This window comes from Novosphingobium sp., assembly GCF_965228995.1.
Taxonomy (GTDB): domain Bacteria; phylum Pseudomonadota; class Alphaproteobacteria; order Sphingomonadales; family Sphingomonadaceae; genus Novosphingobium.
Window position 1 is genome coordinate 3,576,576 of sequence record NZ_OZ245852.1, and the last position, 14,906, is coordinate 3,591,481.

Here is a 14,906-nt window from a genome sequence, read left to right on the forward strand (position 1 = left end):
TCGCAGGCCGCTCAGGACCAATTTACGGCATACTGGTGGAGCCGAGGGGGATCGAACCCCTGACCTCGTCATTGCGAACGACGCGCTCTCCCAGCTGAGCTACGGCCCCGTTCCCAGTATCCGCCGGCATGACCGCGCGAACGCTGCCCTGCCGGGAGCGCGGCCCTTAGCCCAGCGGGGCCGCGCTTGCCAAGTGCAAAATGAAACACGCCGGATCATCTCATGACCCGCTCACCCTGAGCTTGTCGAAGGGTGCTGGCGCGGCCGCGTCGCGCTGTTATTCTTCGACAAGCTCAGCATGCGCGGTTTGGGTATTCGGTGAAAACCCTTCAAGGCGTCCCGCTCGCGGCCGTCGCGGAGGCGGTCGGCGGGCCGTAGCGCGCGTTCCATTCGGCGAGATCGACCCGGTACTTCTCATAGCGGCGGTAGAAATCGTCGTAGACGATCTCGATGTTCGGCAGGCTGCGCACGGCAAAAGCCTCGAGCTCGGCCGGTTTCAGGGTAATCACCCGTGGCGGCGCCTTGAGTGCGGCAGCCTTGGCCCGTGCCGTCTTCGGGGTGGGCGCGCTGGGCGCTGCTGGCGTGAGCGACTCCAGATCGCCCGTAACTGCCAGCACCGCGTTGCAGAATTCCGGCATGGCCGGCGGCAGCGCGAAGTGGTTGTAGACCGAGGTCATGTAAGCCTCGCGCGGGGCGGTGAACTTGGCGCCATAGCGGGTCTTGAACTCGGCATCGACTTTGCGGTTCGCCGCGGCCAGCGTCATGTTGTAGTTTTTCAGGAACGTCTTGTACCGCGGCAGGATCTCGGCGTGCTTGGGATCGTTGCAGTTGAGCGCAGCGACGTTGAACGCCGAGCGCAGGTTCCACAGCATCTGCGTGGGCGAGATGTTGCGATTGACCGATTGGCGCAGGCCGCTGGCATCGAGCGGAGGGATGGCGAGGCTGTCGCTCGCGCCGGAAGGCGGGGTCGGCTTGGGCGGCGGCGGGATATAGGGCTTGGGCGCCGGCGGGGGCGGCGGCGGGGGTGGCGGCGGCGCGGGCGCGGCACAGCTTGCCAGCGCAGCCGCGAGCACGGCGGCGGGGAGGAACCGGGCGATCGTCTGGAAAACAGGCGCCGCAGGGCGCGAGGTACGTGGCATGCGAGAAGGTTCCCCCGGAAAAAGGCTGACGCGCGGTTTAACCGGCCTATCGCACAAAGAAAATGCCCGGCGAGCCGGATGGCCCGCCGGGCACGGTAATGTGAACCGAACCGGCTTCAGATCAGCGGCGATCGCCCATGAACTGCAGCAGGAACGTGAACATGTTGACGAAATCGAGGTAAAGCGTGAGCGCGCCGAGCACGATCATCTTGCCGGCGAATTCCGTGCCCGCGACCTGATCGTACATCAGCTTGAGCTTCTGCGTATCGTAGGCGGTGAGGCCTGCGAAGATCAGCACGCCGAGGAAGCTGATGCCCCAGGCAAGGCCCGGCGACTGCAGGAAGATGTTGATCACGCTGGCGATCAGGATGCCGACGAGACCCATGATAAGGAACGTGCCGAAGCCCGACAGGCTCTTCGTGGTGGTGTAGCCATAGAGGCTGAGACCGGCGAAGGCGCCCGCGGTGGCGAAGAACGTCGCCGCAATCGACGGGCCGGTGTAGACCGCGAAGATCGCCGAGAGCGAGATGCCCATCAGCACGCTGAAGGCCCAGAACAGCGCCTGCATCGTGGTCGTCGAGATCCGGTTGATGCCGAAGCTCATGACCATGACGATGGCGAGCGGGGCGAGCGCGACGAGCCAGCGCAGCGGGGTGCCGAACACCGCCTCGGCCATGCCGGTCGAGGCGAACAACAGCGCGACCACGCCCGAGAGCAGCACGCCCGAGGCCATGTAGTTGTAAATCGACAGCATGTAGCGGCGCAGACCCGCATCATACGCGGCGCCGCGCCCGGCGAGACCCGCCGCAGCGCCGAAGCCTGCCGGGCTCCAGCCTGAGGGCTGGGGGTCATTCCAGTTTGCCATGACGTACCAAACTCCGTTTCGGCCCGGGATGGACCGAGTGCTGCCAATATCGCCCCAAAGCGACGCCTTTTCAAGCGCGGGGGCCATAACAGAGTGTGTCAAAGCGTAATAAGTTCCGGTTTTGGCCCGGCTCAGTAAAAATAGGGAGTGTCCCCAATTTCTGGCCCTATTTTCTGGCCCTATTTCCTAGCGGCCTCTGTCAGCTCCGCGCTGCGGTCGCGCGCGGCGCGCAGGGTGGCGGTGATCAGCTCGGCGAGGCGCTGATCCGCATCGAGCACCTTGAGCCCGGCCTCGGTGGTGCCGCCCGGGCTGGCGACCCGGCGGGCGAGCTCACCCGGCGCATCGGCGGCGGACGCGGCGAGCGCGGCGGCGCCTTCGACCATGGCGAGCGCGAGCCGATCGGCCTGGGCGCGCGGGAGGCCGAGCGTGGCGGCGCCCTCGGCCAGCGCATCGATGAAGCGGTAAACGAAGGCCGGGCCGGAGCCCGCCAGCGCAGTGACGATATCCATGGCGCCTTCCTCCGCCAGCCATTCGGCGGGGCCGAGCGGGGCCATCAGCGCCTCGGCCCGCTCGCGCAAGGCGCCCGCAGCATCACCGTAGAGCGCGATGGGCGACTTGCCGATTGCCGCGGCAAGGTTGGGCATGACGCGCACGATGGCGGCGGCTTGCGGGAAAGCGCCGCGCAAGGTGGCAAGATCCACCCCGGCGAGGATCGAGAACAGCAGCGTGCCCTCCCCCACATTCGGCCGGATCGCGGCGGCAGAAGCAGCGAACTGCTGCGGCTTGAAGCCGAGCAGCACCACATCGGCCGGCAGCGCACCTTCCGGCGCTTCGCGCAGCAGGCTGACGCCGGTAGGAGCTTCGACCAGCAGCGGATCGACCACGGTGAAGGCGGCCGGATCGAACCCGGCGGCAAGCCAGCCGTTCAGCATCGCGCCGCCCATGTTGCCGCAGCCGAACTGGAGAAGGGAAAAGGTCACGTCAGGTCTCCTGCCCCTTTCCGGAAGATGGGGGCTGACAGAATTTCAGCCTTTTTTCCCGTTTGTGTCGAGCGAAGTCGAGACACCAGGCGCTGCGGGTGGTGTCTCGACTTCGCTCGACACGAACGGTGGGAAGGTTGGCGGGGTTGGCTAAGCCTCGCCGGCTGCGTCGATGAGGGCGCTGGCGAGGGCTTCGGCGGGGGATTTGTCGCCCCACAGGAGGAACTGGAACGCCGGGTAGAACCGGTCGCATTCATCCACCGCCGCCTCGATCGCGGTCTGCGCCTGGACGAGGCTGAGCAGGCCATCATCGCCCAGCATGAGGCCGTGGCGATAGAGCAGGACCGAGCCGTTCGACCAGATATCGAAGTGGCCAAGCCAGACCTGCTCGTTGATCAGCGCCATGATCTCGAACATCGCGCCGCGCTTTTCTTCGGCGACGCGGATATCGGGGAGGCAGAGAATCTGGAGGACGTGGTCCTCGCTGCGCCAGATGCAGCGGAGCTGGTAGCTGGCCCAGCTGCCCTGGATCTCGCCGTGGATTTCGTCCTCGGACACGAACTCGCAAGGCCAACCGCGCGCCTCGAACAGCGAGGCGAGCATATCGACCGGCGCCGCATCCTCGCGTTCGCTGTCTTCATGGCCGGTGCGCATCGCGTGTTCCTCAAGTACCCGGACTGGGCACCTGCGTGCCATCGCGGAGCAGGCCCGTGGCGGCAATCGGGGCCCCGTCCGGGGCTGGGCAAAACTCGACTAGTCTGTTCATAAGCTGTGGAGAAGCGGTGGGAGGCCGCCGGTCCTCCACGCCAACTACTTCACGCTCAGGCTGTCTACCGCCTGGCCTGCCGGGCTGGTCCACTGGTAGCTGCTGACACCTTCGCCGCGCAGTTTCTCGACGAAAGCCTGAGCCTCCGCATCGCTGGCGAAAGGCCCTGTGAGCAAACGATAATTGCTGCGCCACGGGGTGATCGAAGGCTTGCGTCCCCTGAGCGCGGCGGCTTCGCGGACAAGGCGATCCCACTCCTTGCTCATCGCCGCGCGGTTCGAGCCGGTGAGCACCTGGACCCAGATGCGGCTGGCATGCGCGAGCTCCGCCTTCGCCTTGGCCTTGGCTGCCTTGCCGTTTTCGGGCGGGCACTGGGCTTCGGCAGCGGCCTTGCCCTTCGCGGATTTCGTGCCAGATTTCGCGGCGGCCTTGCCTCTTGCCGGCGCGGCCTTGCCTTTGCCCTTGCCGGCCTTGCCCTTGGCGGAAGCGTCGAGGCAGTCGGTATCGAGCGCGAGCTTATCCTTCTTGCCCTTGATGTCCTTCTCGGCCGCCTTTTCCCTGCCGCTGCGGGTCACGGCGGGTTCGGCCGCTTCCTGATCACTCGTGCGCGAGACGGCGGTCGGGCCGTCGGGGCGCTCCCCGCGATCCTTGGCGCTGCGATCCTTCGCGCTGCGGTCCTTGGCTTTGGCAGCCGCGGCCTTCGCTGCCGATTCGCGCAGCGCCTCGATCCGCGCGAGATCGACTGCTTCAGTCGTGGCCGCGGTTTCCTGTGCGGGCGGCTTGAAACCATCGAACGCGCTGCGGAAATCAGCCGGTGCGGGCGGCGGTGTTGGCGCAGGAGGCGTTGCGGCAGGAGCCGGAGTCGGCGCGGGCGCAGGCGGTGGGACTGGCGCGGACGGTATGGGCGTTGGTGTGACCGGCGTCTGGGCCGCAGGCACCGATGACGGCGGGGGCGAGACGAGCGCGAGCTGCGGTCCAGCAGTAGTGGGCGCCGAGACTGGCACGGGCGCGGTCGGCGTCGCGGTTGCCACCTGCACCGGTGCGGGTGCCGGAGTGGTGACGGCGGGCTTCGGCACCGGCGGCGGGGCGATTGGCTGCGGCGGCGTCGGCACAGGTACGGGTCCCGGAGTAACAACGCGCGGCTGCGGCGCCGGCGGCGGGCTCAGCGGCGTGCCGGGCGGCACATCGAGTTTGGACAGGACAGTAGGACGCGCTTGCGCCGCAGCTGGCGGCGGAGTCGGCGCGGGCGCCTGCTCCAGCAAGGTCTGGAACTGCGGCGTGGGCGGCGCCGGCTGCGGCGCAGCGGCGGCGGTGCGGGTGCCAGGCGGGAGGCCCCAGGGCGCGCTGACGGCAGGCGCTGCGGGAGCGGGCGCCGGAGCCGCTGCAGCGACGGCAGTTTCCCGGCGGTCTTCCTTGCCGGGGCGGCGGCGCTTCGAGCGATCGTCGCGGCCGCGTGCGCCCAGCGCTTCACCCTGCGGGACAAGCGCGGCATCGACGCGCGGCGCGCGCGGATGGGCCAGCGCATATTGCACGATCTGCGGATCATCGCGCCCGATATCGGCGGCGCGCGGGAAGCGTCCGAGGTTGGCGGCAGCGGCCTGCTGCGCCGGGGTGAGGCGCGGCATGTAGCGCAAATAAGGCGAGATCGCGGTGGCAAGATCGGCCGGCATCGTCGCCTTGGCAATGCCTTCGGCCTCGTCGCTCTGCCCGGCAATCGCCATGATGAAAGCGCGCACCCGCCACGCCCCGCGGTCGCTGCGTTCGAGCAGGGGTTGGATGACTTGTTCGGCGCCGCGCCGGTCACCGGCGATCACCAGGCTCAGCGCGTAGCGGCGGCTCGCCTCGTCATTCTGGCCGGCGGTGAGCGCGAGCTGGTACTGGCGCTGCGCGGCGGCATTATCGCCGATGAGATCGTAGGCAAGGCCGCGATCCGTGGCGATCTCGACACGGTTGAAACCGGCCTGCTCGGCAAGATCGAACCAGTGGATCGCCTCGAACGGCTGGTTCGAGCGCAGCATCGCGATGCCCATCCGCGCGCGGACGCCGGCGGTGCCGGGCGCGACTTGTTCGGCGCGGGTGAGAAATCCGATGGCCGCATCGTTATCGCCCAGATCGAGCGCCGCACCACCGGCATCGAGCAGAGCGCTGACATCGCGGGGATCGCGCGCGAGACGGGCGAGCGCGGCATTGAGCAGGCGAGTCGGGCTCGGAACCGTCGACTGGACGACGGGGATCGACGTGGTGGTGACCGGTTCAACCGCGTCATCATCGACCGGCCCCGTCCGCTGCGCCGCAATGGCGGGTTGGGCAACCGCGAGCGCCGTAGCCGCGACGAGCCCGAAGCGGGCAATCGATAGGCGGTGCGGGAGCCCGGAGCGGAGGAGACGGCGGATCATGGGGCCGACCTTATCGCGGCTTGGGGGGACACGCAAAGCTGAGCCGACGGCAATCCTGGCGGAGTGGGAAGGCAGGGGGTGCGCCTAACCGGCATGCACCCCCTTGCCAAAACCCTTGCGCCGGGCCGTGCCGTTTTACTGGTTGTTCTGACGGCCGAGGAAGCGCGGAATGTTAAGCGCGCTGCCATCCTCTGGTTCGGCATCTTCCTCACCCACACGGCCACCGCCGCGCGAGAGATTGGCCATCCGTTCGAACAAGGTGCTCCCCGGCGCGCTGCGCGGCGCTTCGGCCGAAGGATCAGGCTGGGCGCGGCCGAAGCGCGGCGGGATCGGCTCCGCATCACCCAGGCCAAGCTCGAGCTCACCCGGTTCGGCAGCAGGCGCTGCGGCTTCCTGCGCGTCGGACAGGTCGAGCGTCAGATCGAGCGGTTCTTCAGCGGGGGCAGCGGCTTCCGGCTCGGCAGCAACCGGTTCGGGCGCGACATAGCCGGGCGGCGGCGCGAAAGGCTGCGGCTCTGCCGCGATGGGCGCGGGAGCAGGTGCCGGCTCGGGCGCAGCGGTGCGGCCCATGCCACCGGGGAACGCCGGACCGCGCATGCCGCCGGTCGTTGCCGGGCGGGCAGCGGATTCGGCCATTTCTGCGCTCTGCTCGATCCCGGTGGCGACCACCGAGACGCGGATCTTGCCATCGAGGTTCGGGTTGAATGCCGAACCCCAGATGATGTTCGCGTTGGGATCGACCAGTTCGCGGATGTGGTTCGCGGCCTCGTCCACCTCAAGCAGCTTCATGTCATCGCCGCCGATGATCGAGATGATGACGCCCTTGGCGCCCTGCATCGAGACGCCATCGAGCAGCGGGTTGGCGATCGCGCGTTCCGCAGCTTCGAGCGCACGGTTCGGGCCTTCGCCCTCGCCGGTGCCCATCATCGCCTTGCCCATCTCACCCATGACCGAGCGCACGTCGGCGAAATCGAGGTTGATAAGGCCCGGCATGACCATGAGATCGGTGATCGAGCGCACGCCCTGCTGGAGCACTTCGTCGGCCAGCTGGAACGCTTCCTTGAACGTGGTCTCCGCCTTGGCGACGAGGAACAAGTTCTGGTTCGGGATGACGATCAGCGTATCGACATGCTTCTGCAGCTCGGCAATGCCGCTTTCTGCGGCGCGCATGCGGCGCGTGCCTTCAAACAGGAACGGCTTCGTCACAACGCCCACGGTGAGCACGCCCTTGCGGCGCGCGGCCTCTGCGATGACAGGCGCGGCGCCAGTGCCCGTGCCGCCGCCCATGCCTGCGGCAATGAAGCACATGTGCACGCCTTCCAGCGCGCGCTCGATGTCTTCGATCGTTTCTTCCGCAGCAGCGCGGCCAACTTCGGGACGGGCACCAGCGCCGAGGCCCTGCGTCATGTCAGGCCCGAGCTGGATGCGGTTATCGGCGATAGAATTGTTGAGCGCCTGCGCGTCGGTATTGACGACGACGAAATCGACGCCTTCGATCTTCGCGTTGATCATGTTGGCGATGGCGTTGCCGCCCGCCCCGCCCACGCCGATGACGGTGATGCGCGGCCGCAGTTCGTCGATGGCCGGCGGTCCGATGTTGATGCTCATAGCGCTCTCCCGTGCGGGTCTGCGGGGGGCCGGAAACGGAGCCCCGAAAATCGTAATAATTGCTTTGGCACGGATTGTTTCACCGAATCAAAGCTTCGACAGGTTTTTCCACAAGTAGGAGGGTTTGAACGGCCTTCCACCATCAGAAATAGTCCTTCATCGCGCGCCAGATGCGCTGGATGAGGCCAAGCCCGCTGTAAGACTGCGTGGGCCCCCAGGTCGGGCCAATCTTGCGGATGTCAACCGGATCGGCCGCAGCATAGAGCATGAGGCCCACAAGCGTGGACGAACTGGGCGTCGCGTGGCCCGGCGGCAGGCCCAGCATCGTCGGCGGCGAGCCGATCCGCACCGGACGGCCAAGAGCCGCCTGCGCATAATCGGCAAGGCCCGGAAGCTGCGCGCCGCCACCCGTGAGCACGACCTGCTGGCCGCGCTTGCCATTGAAACCGAGCGCCTTGAGCGCGCGGCCCACTTCGTCGGTGAACACGCCAAGCTGCTGGGTAATCACCGAGACAAGCTCTGCGCGCGGGATGCGGTTCTTGTCATCGGCGTGGCGCGCAACGGGTGCGCCCTGCTCGGGATCGCCGGGCGCGCTCACCGGCACCATCTCGCGGTGATCGGCGGGGCTCGCGAGGGCCGAACCGGCCATGCACTTCAGGCGCTCGGCCTGATAGCGGCGAATGCCGAACGCGGAGGCGATGGCATCGGTGATATCGCCCGAACCGAACGCGATGGCCTGCATGCCAAGCAGCATGCCGCCAGCATAGACCGAGACAGTGGTGACTTCGGCGCCGAATTCGATCAGCGCGACGCCCAGTTCGCGTTCCTCGGTGGAGAGGCAGGCATGCCCCGCCGCGATGGGCGAGCCGACCACGGCCTCAACCCGCAAATGCGCGTTCTCGACCGTTTCCTTGAGATTGCGGACCGGCGCACCGTCCGCCAGCATGACATGGATATCGACCGCGAGGCGTTCGGCATGGAGGCCCTTGGGATTGGGCACGCCGTCCGCCCCGTCGAGCGTGTAATGCGCGGGCTGGGCGTGGAGCACTGTGCGGCCATCGGGCTGGATCACCTCACGCCCGGCGATCAGCAGGTGATCGATATCGTCGCTCTCGATCCGCCGCCCGCCGATCTCGACCTCGACTTTGGCGGTGGTGCTGGCGAGCCCCGCGCCGGAGCAGCCGATCCACACGCTCTGGACGCTGGCGTTGGCCATCTTCTCGGCGCGCTCGATCGCATCGCGTACCGAATGGGTGGCGGCGACCATGTCGGTCACGTAGCCGCGCTTGATCCCCTGCGACTGGCGGTGGCCCGAGCCCATGACGACCATCTCGCCTGCCTCGGTCAGCCCGGCGATGATCGCCGAGACACGGAACGAGCCGAGATTGACGGCCGCAAAGACCTTGGTGATGCGCGGGGCTGCCATGGCCGGATAATCAATCCTGTGCGGTCTTGCTGCCGGGTGCCTTTGCAGGCGCAGCGGAGGCAACAGCAGCGCGCGCGGCCTCTGTCCTGGCAGTGGCAGCTTCGGCCTTGGCGCTGGCTTCGGCGCGGACGGCAGCGGCAGCGGCATCGGCGCGGCCCGGAACGCGCATGTAGATGCGGTCGGTGCTGCGCATGTCGAAGCTCGCCACCTTGCCGCCGAGCAGGCGGTCCACGCCGTCCATGCGGGCGAACGTAAGCAGCGCGCTCGCCGATTCGGTCTCGCCCTCGGGCAGCGCGAGGACCTGCCGCGTCTTGAACGTCAGGTTCCAGCGGCGATTGCCGATCCATTCGGCTTCGGCAACCTGCGGACGCAGCGCGGGCGCGGTATCGAGCAAGTGGACGAGATCGGGCACGCGGTCTTCCGCGCCGTTGCCCGAAAGCACGAGCAAGCCCTTGGCTTTGGCCGGGTTCACATCCTCGAGCGGGTGGCCGGTCTCGTCGATCAGAGTCAGCTTGCCGTCACGGCGCAGCACGGCATTGGGGCTGCGCTCGATCACATCGACCACCAGCGTATCGGGCAGCTGGCGCGAGACGCGGGCGTCCTTCACCCATGAAAGCTGGAGCAGTTCATCGCGCAAAGCCGCAATATCGAGCCGGGGCATTGCCTGATCGCGCTGGCCGAGCACTTTCTCGTAGATCTTGAGTTCGTTCATGCGGTTGACGCCGCGCACTTCAACGCGCTTGACCTCGAAACCGGACTTGGCAGAGATCATCGCCATCTCGGCTTCGGCCAGCTGGGGCACGCCCGCCATGCTGGCGACAACCCAGGCAAGCACCACCGCGCCGCCAAGGATCATGAACATCAGGATACGGTGCAGCGTTTCCTCGCTGAACGGCATCCACTGCATGATCTGGTCGATCACCGAACCGGTCTGGCGGCGCGCGGCGGTCACCTTGCGCTTGGTCCCGCTGGCTGCTGCGGCGCGCCGCACCGCCTTGCCGCCCCGACGAATGGTCTGCGCCATGCCTCAGGCCTCCTTCTTCGCATGCGCGAGCGCATCGGCGACAATCGCCTCGACCAGATCGCCATAATCCATACCCAGCGCGCGCGCCTGTTCGGGCACGAGGCTGAGCGGGGTCATGCCCGGCTGGGTGTTGACCTCGAGCAGGAACAGCCCTTCGACACCCTGCTCGTCATCCCAGCGGAAATCGCTGCGGCTGGTGCCCTTGCAGCCGAGCAGCTGGTGGGCACGGAGCGCAATGTCCTTGCAGGCCTCCGCAATCTCGTCCGGGATTTCGGCGGGGCAGATATGGTCGGTCATGCCGTCGGTATACTTGGCGTCGAAATCGTAGAAGCCGGACTTGGGGCGAAGTTCGGTGACGAGGAGCGCCTTATCGACCAGCACCGCGGTGGTGAGTTCGCGCCCGCGGATGAACGGTTCGGCGAGGAGCTCGTCGAATTCGTTCCACGGGCCGATGCTGTCACGGCTGATCGGATCGCCATAATTGCCGCCCGCGGTCACGATGGCGACGCCGACCGAAGAACCTTCGTTGACCGGCTTCACGACATAAGGGCGCGGCAGGGGATCGCGGGTGTATAGCTCCTCGCTCTTCACCATGCGCCCGCCAGGCATGGGGATGCCGTGCGGCACCAGCGCCTGCTTGGTCAGCTGCTTGTCGATGGCGATGACCGAGGTGGCGAGGCCGGAGTGCGTATAGGTCAGGCCCATCAGGTCCATCAGGCCCTGCACGGTGCCGTCTTCCCCAGGCGTGCCGTGGAGCGCGTTGAACACGACATCGGGCGCGGCTTCGGCAAGGCGCTGCGCAACGTCGCGGCCCATATCGATGCGGGTGACGCGGTGGCCCTTCGCTTCAAGCGCATCGGCGACGCCGTTCCCGGACATGAGGCTGACGGGGCGCTCGCTCGACCAGCCACCCATCAGGACGGCGATATGGAGTTTGGGCAGGCTCATGCTTTGCCCACCCGCTGGATTTCCCACTGCAATTCGATCTCCGACTGTTCCTTCACCCGCCGCCGGACTTCCTCGCCCAGCGCTTCGATCTCGGTGCTGGTCGCCTCGCCCGTGTTGATGAGGAAATTGGTGTGCTTTTCGGAGACCTGCGCGCCGCCCAATGTGAGGCCCCGGCAGCCGGCCTTGTCGACGAGTTCCCAGGCCTTGTGGCCATCAGGGTTCTTGAAGGTGCTGCCGCCGGTCTTGCTGCGTAGCGGCTGGCTCGCCTCGCGCGCGGCGGAGATGCGGTCCATCTCGGCCTGGATCGCGGCGGGTTCACCCGGATGGCCCCGGAAGCGCGCGGCGACGACGATGCTGCCGTCGGTCAGTTCCGAATGGCGGTAGGTGTAGCCGAGATCGGCGAGCGACAGCGTGACGATCTCGCCCGAGCGCATCACGGCGTCACAATCGATCAGGATATCCTTGACCTCGCGGCCATAGGCACCGCCGTTCATGCGCACGAAGCCGCCGACGGTGCCGGGGATCGAGCGGAGGAATTCGAGGCCCGCGATGCCATGATCGCGCGCGGTGCTGGAGACGAGGATGCCGCTCGCACCGCCGCCGCAATTGAGCGTGATTTCGTCCACGCGCTCGACCTTGGCGAACGCCTTGCCGAGGCGAACGACAACGCCAGGAACCCCGCCATCGCGGACAATCAGGTTGGAGCCGAGACCGAGCGCCATGACGGGCACATCGGGCGCGAGACCGGCGAGGAAGTCCTGCAGGTCCGCCGCGTCCTTGGGCTCGAACAGCCACTCAGCCGTGCCGCCGGACTTGAACCAGACCAGCGGGGCGAGCGGGGCGTTGGGCGTGAGTTTGCCTCTACGCACGTGTTCCACCACCCCCCAACCCCCTCCTCTGAAGAGGAGGGGGAGATCGAGAGCCCCCTCCTCTTCAGAGGAGGGGGTTGGGGGTGGCGCCTGCATGCTCACACCGCCCCCCGCTGCGATGCAATCGCGCTGGCAAGGCCTGCCGCCCACTTGGTGATATCGCCCGCGCCGAGGCACACGACCATGTCGCCCGGCTGGACCACGCCCGCCAGTTCCTCGGCCAATGCGTCAGCGCCCGCGATCAGGTGCGCCGAGCGGTGGCCGCGCGCCTTGATGCCTTCGACCATGGCCGCGCTATCGACTCCCTCGATCGGTTGCTCGCCCGCCGGATAGACCGGCGCGGCATAGACCACATCGGCGTCGTTGAAGGCGCCCTGGAAGTCTTCCATGTGATCGCGCAGGCGGGTGAAGCGGTGCGGCTGGACGACCGCGATGACGCGGCCCGTGACACCCTCGCGCGCGGCGGCAAGCACGGCGCGGATTTCGACCGGGTGGTGGCCGTAGTCGTCGATCACCGTCGTACCGTCCACTTCGCCAACCTTGGTGAAGCGGCGCTTGACCCCGCCGAACTTCGCAAAGCCGGTGCGGACGAGATCTTCCGAAACGCCCATCTCGACCGCGACGGCGACAGCGGCGAGCGCGTTCTGCACGTTGTGGCGGCCGGGCATGGGCAGCTCGATGCCCTCGATCCGGCGGAAGCTGCCATCGCGCTGGCGCAGCACCGCGGTGAAGCGGTTGCCGCCAGGGATTGGCGTGACCGCCTCTCCGCGCACGTCGGCCTGCGCGGAGAAACCGTAGGTCACCACGCGGCGATCGCGCACCTTGGGGATGATCGCCTGCACTTCGGGATGATCGATGCACAGGATCGCCGCGCCGTAGAACGGCACGTTCTCGATGAATTCGACGAAGCTGTCCTTCACCCGCTCGAACGAGCCGTAGTGATCGAGATGCTCGGGATCGATGTTGGTGACGACCGCCAGCGTGCCATCGAGCCGCAGGAACGAGCCGTCGCTCTCGTCGGCCTCGACCACCATCCAGTCGCTGTCACCCAGCCGGGCGTTCGAGCCGTACGAATTGATGATGCCGCCGTTGATCACGGTGGGATCGATCCCGCCCGCATCGAGGAGGCAGGCGACCATCGATGTGGTGGTCGTCTTGCCATGCGTGCCCGCCACCGCAACGGTGTTTTTCAGGCGCATCAGTTCGGCCAGCATCTCGGCGCGGCGCACCACGGGGATGCGGCCCTCCAGTGCAGCAACGACTTCGGGATTGTCGCGCTTCACCGCGGTGGAGGTGACGACAACCGCTGCGCCCGCAACGTTCTCCGCGCGCTGGCCGATCATCACCGGAATGCCCCGCGCACGCAGGCCATCAACAACATAGCTTTCCGCCATGTCGGAGCCTTGCACGCTATAGCCCATGTTGTGCATGACTTCGGCAATGCCAGACATGCCGATGCCGCCGATGCCGACGAAGTGGATCGTCCCGATCTCGGTGCCGACGCCTTTCATGCACATGCTCCGCAGGCAGACATGGTCCTCCCCATTTTCGTCGCAGACGCAAATGGGGAGGTGGCCCGCCGCAGGCGGGTCGGAGGGGTATCGGCGGCGAGGGAAAACCCCTCCGTCAGCCCTGCGGGCTGCCACCTCCCCATTTGCGCTTCGCAAAAATGGGGAGGACCAAGGACGTCGCGGCTCATTCCGCGGTCTCCCGGGCAAGCGCCTGCTGGGTGCTGGCCGTTTGCGCGGCGCCTTCCATGCGGATCACGTCCATCAGCGGCACGCCGCCGAAGCTTTCGACAAGGTCGGCAAGGTCCTTGACCGCATTGGGCAAGCCGCAGTTCCAAGCGGCGTGGGCGGCATTGGCGAGCGAGGTCGGATCGAGCGCCATGGTCTGGATCTGCTTGGCGAGTTCCTTGGGGGTGAAGCCCGACTGGCGGATCGCGCGGGCGCCGCCCGCCTTCACCATCTCGCGCGCGTTGACGGCCTGATGATCGTCGGTCGCGATGGGGAGCGGCACGAGGATCGCCGGGCGGCCGACTGCAGTCAGCTCCGCAATGGTCGAGGCGCCGGAGCGGCCGATGAACAAGTGCGTATCGGCGAGGCGGGTGGCCATGTCCTCGAAATAGGTGCCGAGCTCGGCGGGGATCTGGTGCCCGGCATAGCGCGCGCGAACGGCCTCGATATCCTCGGGCCGGCACTGCTGCGTCACCTGCAGGCGGTGGCGCAGCGCCGGCGGGAGCATGGCAAGGCCATCGGGCACGACTTCGGAGAGGATCGTGGCGCCCTGGCTGCCGCCGGTCACCAGCACGCGGAACAGGCTGTCTTCCGAGAAGGGCGGGAACGGTTCGCCGCGCAGCGCAAGGACTTCCGCGCGGACCGGATTGCCGACGCGGTGGACCTTGGCCCAGAGCTTGGGATCGAGCCGCTCGACTTCCATGTAGGCCGTGGCGATGGCATCGACGCGCTTTGCCAGCAGGCGGTTTACCCGGCCGAGGACGGCGTTCTGTTCGTGGATCACCGTGGGGATGTTCGCCGCGCGCGCGGCCAGCAGCGCGGGGAGCGCCGGATAGCCGCCGAAGCCGACGACGCAGGACGGCTGGAAGCTTTCGAACAGGCGCAGCGCCATCGCCCGGCCGCGCCAGATCGCGGCGAGGCCCTTGGCGAGCGCAATCGGATTCTTGCCGAGGCGGCCGGCCGGCAGCACGTGCGCGGGCAGGAATGAAGGCTTGCCGGGGATCTTCGCGCCGCGCTCGTCCGTCACCAACGCGACATGATGCCCGCGCCGCTCCAGCTCGGTCGCCAGCGCGAAAGCGGGCAGGAGGTGCCCGCCGGTGCCGCCCGCCGCCAGAACGAAATGGCGCGACACGCCGGGGATGTGATTCG

12 protein-coding genes and 1 tRNA gene are annotated in these 14,906 nt (G+C 67.5%); all 13 read right to left on the reverse strand.

Going from position 1 to position 14,906, the window contains the following annotated elements; translation table 11 throughout:
- Window positions 1–33: 33 nt before the first annotated feature.
- Window positions 34–109: transfer RNA gene (locus tag ACO056_RS16395), tRNA-Ala, on the reverse strand.
- Window positions 110–329: 220 nt separating this feature from the next.
- Window positions 330–1,139, reverse strand: a complete 810-nt coding sequence (locus ACO056_RS16400; RefSeq protein WP_421848645.1) for a hypothetical protein — start codon at window positions 1,137–1,139, stop codon at window positions 330–332.
- A gap of 121 nt (window positions 1,140–1,260) precedes the next feature.
- Window positions 1,261–2,004, reverse strand: a complete 744-nt coding sequence (locus ACO056_RS16405) for a Bax inhibitor-1/YccA family protein (protein WP_421848647.1) — start codon at window positions 2,002–2,004, stop codon at window positions 1,261–1,263.
- Between the two features lie 179 nt (window positions 2,005–2,183).
- Entirely contained in the window at window positions 2,184–2,984 is an 801-nt protein-coding gene (gene proC / locus ACO056_RS16410) for a pyrroline-5-carboxylate reductase (RefSeq protein ID WP_421848649.1), read from the reverse strand.
- A gap of 150 nt (window positions 2,985–3,134) precedes the next feature.
- Complete coding sequence (locus tag ACO056_RS16415; RefSeq protein ID WP_421848651.1) at window positions 3,135–3,638, reverse strand: YbjN domain-containing protein; 504 nt, start codon at window positions 3,636–3,638, stop codon at window positions 3,135–3,137.
- Window positions 3,639–3,794: 156 nt separating this feature from the next.
- A complete protein-coding gene (locus ACO056_RS16420; protein ID WP_421848653.1) occupies window positions 3,795–6,146 on the reverse strand; it encodes an SPOR domain-containing protein in 2,352 nt (783 codons plus the stop codon).
- Between the two features lie 135 nt (window positions 6,147–6,281).
- Window positions 6,282–7,754 carry a cell division protein FtsZ gene (gene ftsZ / locus ACO056_RS16425; protein ID WP_421848655.1) on the reverse strand — a complete coding sequence of 491 codons (1,473 nt, stop codon included), beginning with the start codon at window positions 7,752–7,754 and terminating at the stop codon, window positions 6,282–6,284.
- A 142-nt stretch (window positions 7,755–7,896) separates the two neighbouring features.
- The gene (gene ftsA, locus ACO056_RS16430; RefSeq protein WP_421848657.1) at window positions 7,897–9,180 is read right to left on the reverse strand and encodes a cell division protein FtsA; all 1,284 of its coding nucleotides are present in this window, start codon (window positions 9,178–9,180) and stop codon (window positions 7,897–7,899) included.
- A gap of 10 nt (window positions 9,181–9,190) precedes the next feature.
- Complete coding sequence (locus ACO056_RS16435; RefSeq protein WP_421848659.1) at window positions 9,191–10,204, reverse strand: cell division protein FtsQ/DivIB; 1,014 nt, start codon at window positions 10,202–10,204, stop codon at window positions 9,191–9,193.
- A gap of 3 nt (window positions 10,205–10,207) precedes the next feature.
- Window positions 10,208–11,152, reverse strand: a complete 945-nt coding sequence (locus tag ACO056_RS16440; protein WP_421848661.1) for a D-alanine--D-alanine ligase — start codon at window positions 11,150–11,152, stop codon at window positions 10,208–10,210.
- A complete protein-coding gene (murB, locus tag ACO056_RS16445; RefSeq protein ID WP_421848663.1) occupies window positions 11,149–12,117 on the reverse strand; it encodes a UDP-N-acetylmuramate dehydrogenase in 969 nt (322 codons plus the stop codon). The genes ACO056_RS16440 and murB overlap by 4 nt, the downstream gene beginning before the upstream one ends.
- A gap of 2 nt (window positions 12,118–12,119) precedes the next feature.
- Window positions 12,120–13,532 (reverse strand): UDP-N-acetylmuramate--L-alanine ligase, encoded by a 1,413-nt coding sequence (gene murC / locus ACO056_RS16450; RefSeq protein WP_421848665.1) that lies wholly within the window; start codon window positions 13,530–13,532, stop codon window positions 12,120–12,122.
- A 184-nt stretch (window positions 13,533–13,716) separates the two neighbouring features.
- Window positions 13,717–14,898, reverse strand: a complete 1,182-nt coding sequence (gene murG / locus ACO056_RS16455) for an undecaprenyldiphospho-muramoylpentapeptide beta-N-acetylglucosaminyltransferase (RefSeq protein WP_421855548.1) — start codon at window positions 14,896–14,898, stop codon at window positions 13,717–13,719.
- Window positions 14,899–14,906 lie beyond the last annotated feature (8 nt).

Excerpts from the sequence above, each read along its gene's own strand:
- ACO056_RS16400 (WP_421848645.1), bottom strand. The coding sequence starts at position 1,139 with ATGCCACGTACCTCGCGCCCTGCGGCGCCTGTTTTCCAGACGATCGCC.
- ACO056_RS16435 (WP_421848659.1), bottom strand. The coding sequence starts at position 10,204 with ATGGCGCAGACCATTCGTCGGGGCGGCAAGGCGGTGCGGCGCGCCGCA.
- ACO056_RS16440 (WP_421848661.1), bottom strand. The coding sequence starts at position 11,152 with ATGAGCCTGCCCAAACTCCATATCGCCGTCCTGATGGGTGGCTGGTCG.
- murB (WP_421848663.1), bottom strand. The coding sequence starts at position 12,117 with ATGCAGGCGCCACCCCCAACCCCCTCCTCTGAAGAGGAGGGGGCTCTC.
- ACO056_RS16415 (WP_421848651.1), bottom strand. The coding sequence starts at position 3,638 with ATGCGCACCGGCCATGAAGACAGCGAACGCGAGGATGCGGCGCCGGTC.
- ACO056_RS16405 (WP_421848647.1), bottom strand. The coding sequence starts at position 2,004 with ATGGCAAACTGGAATGACCCCCAGCCCTCAGGCTGGAGCCCGGCAGGC.
- ACO056_RS16420 (WP_421848653.1), bottom strand. The coding sequence starts at position 6,146 with ATGATCCGCCGTCTCCTCCGCTCCGGGCTCCCGCACCGCCTATCGATT.
- murC (WP_421848665.1), bottom strand. The coding sequence starts at position 13,532 with ATGAAAGGCGTCGGCACCGAGATCGGGACGATCCACTTCGTCGGCATC.
- ftsA (WP_421848657.1), bottom strand. The coding sequence starts at position 9,180 with ATGGCAGCCCCGCGCATCACCAAGGTCTTTGCGGCCGTCAATCTCGGC.
- ftsZ (WP_421848655.1), bottom strand. The coding sequence starts at position 7,754 with ATGAGCATCAACATCGGACCGCCGGCCATCGACGAACTGCGGCCGCGC.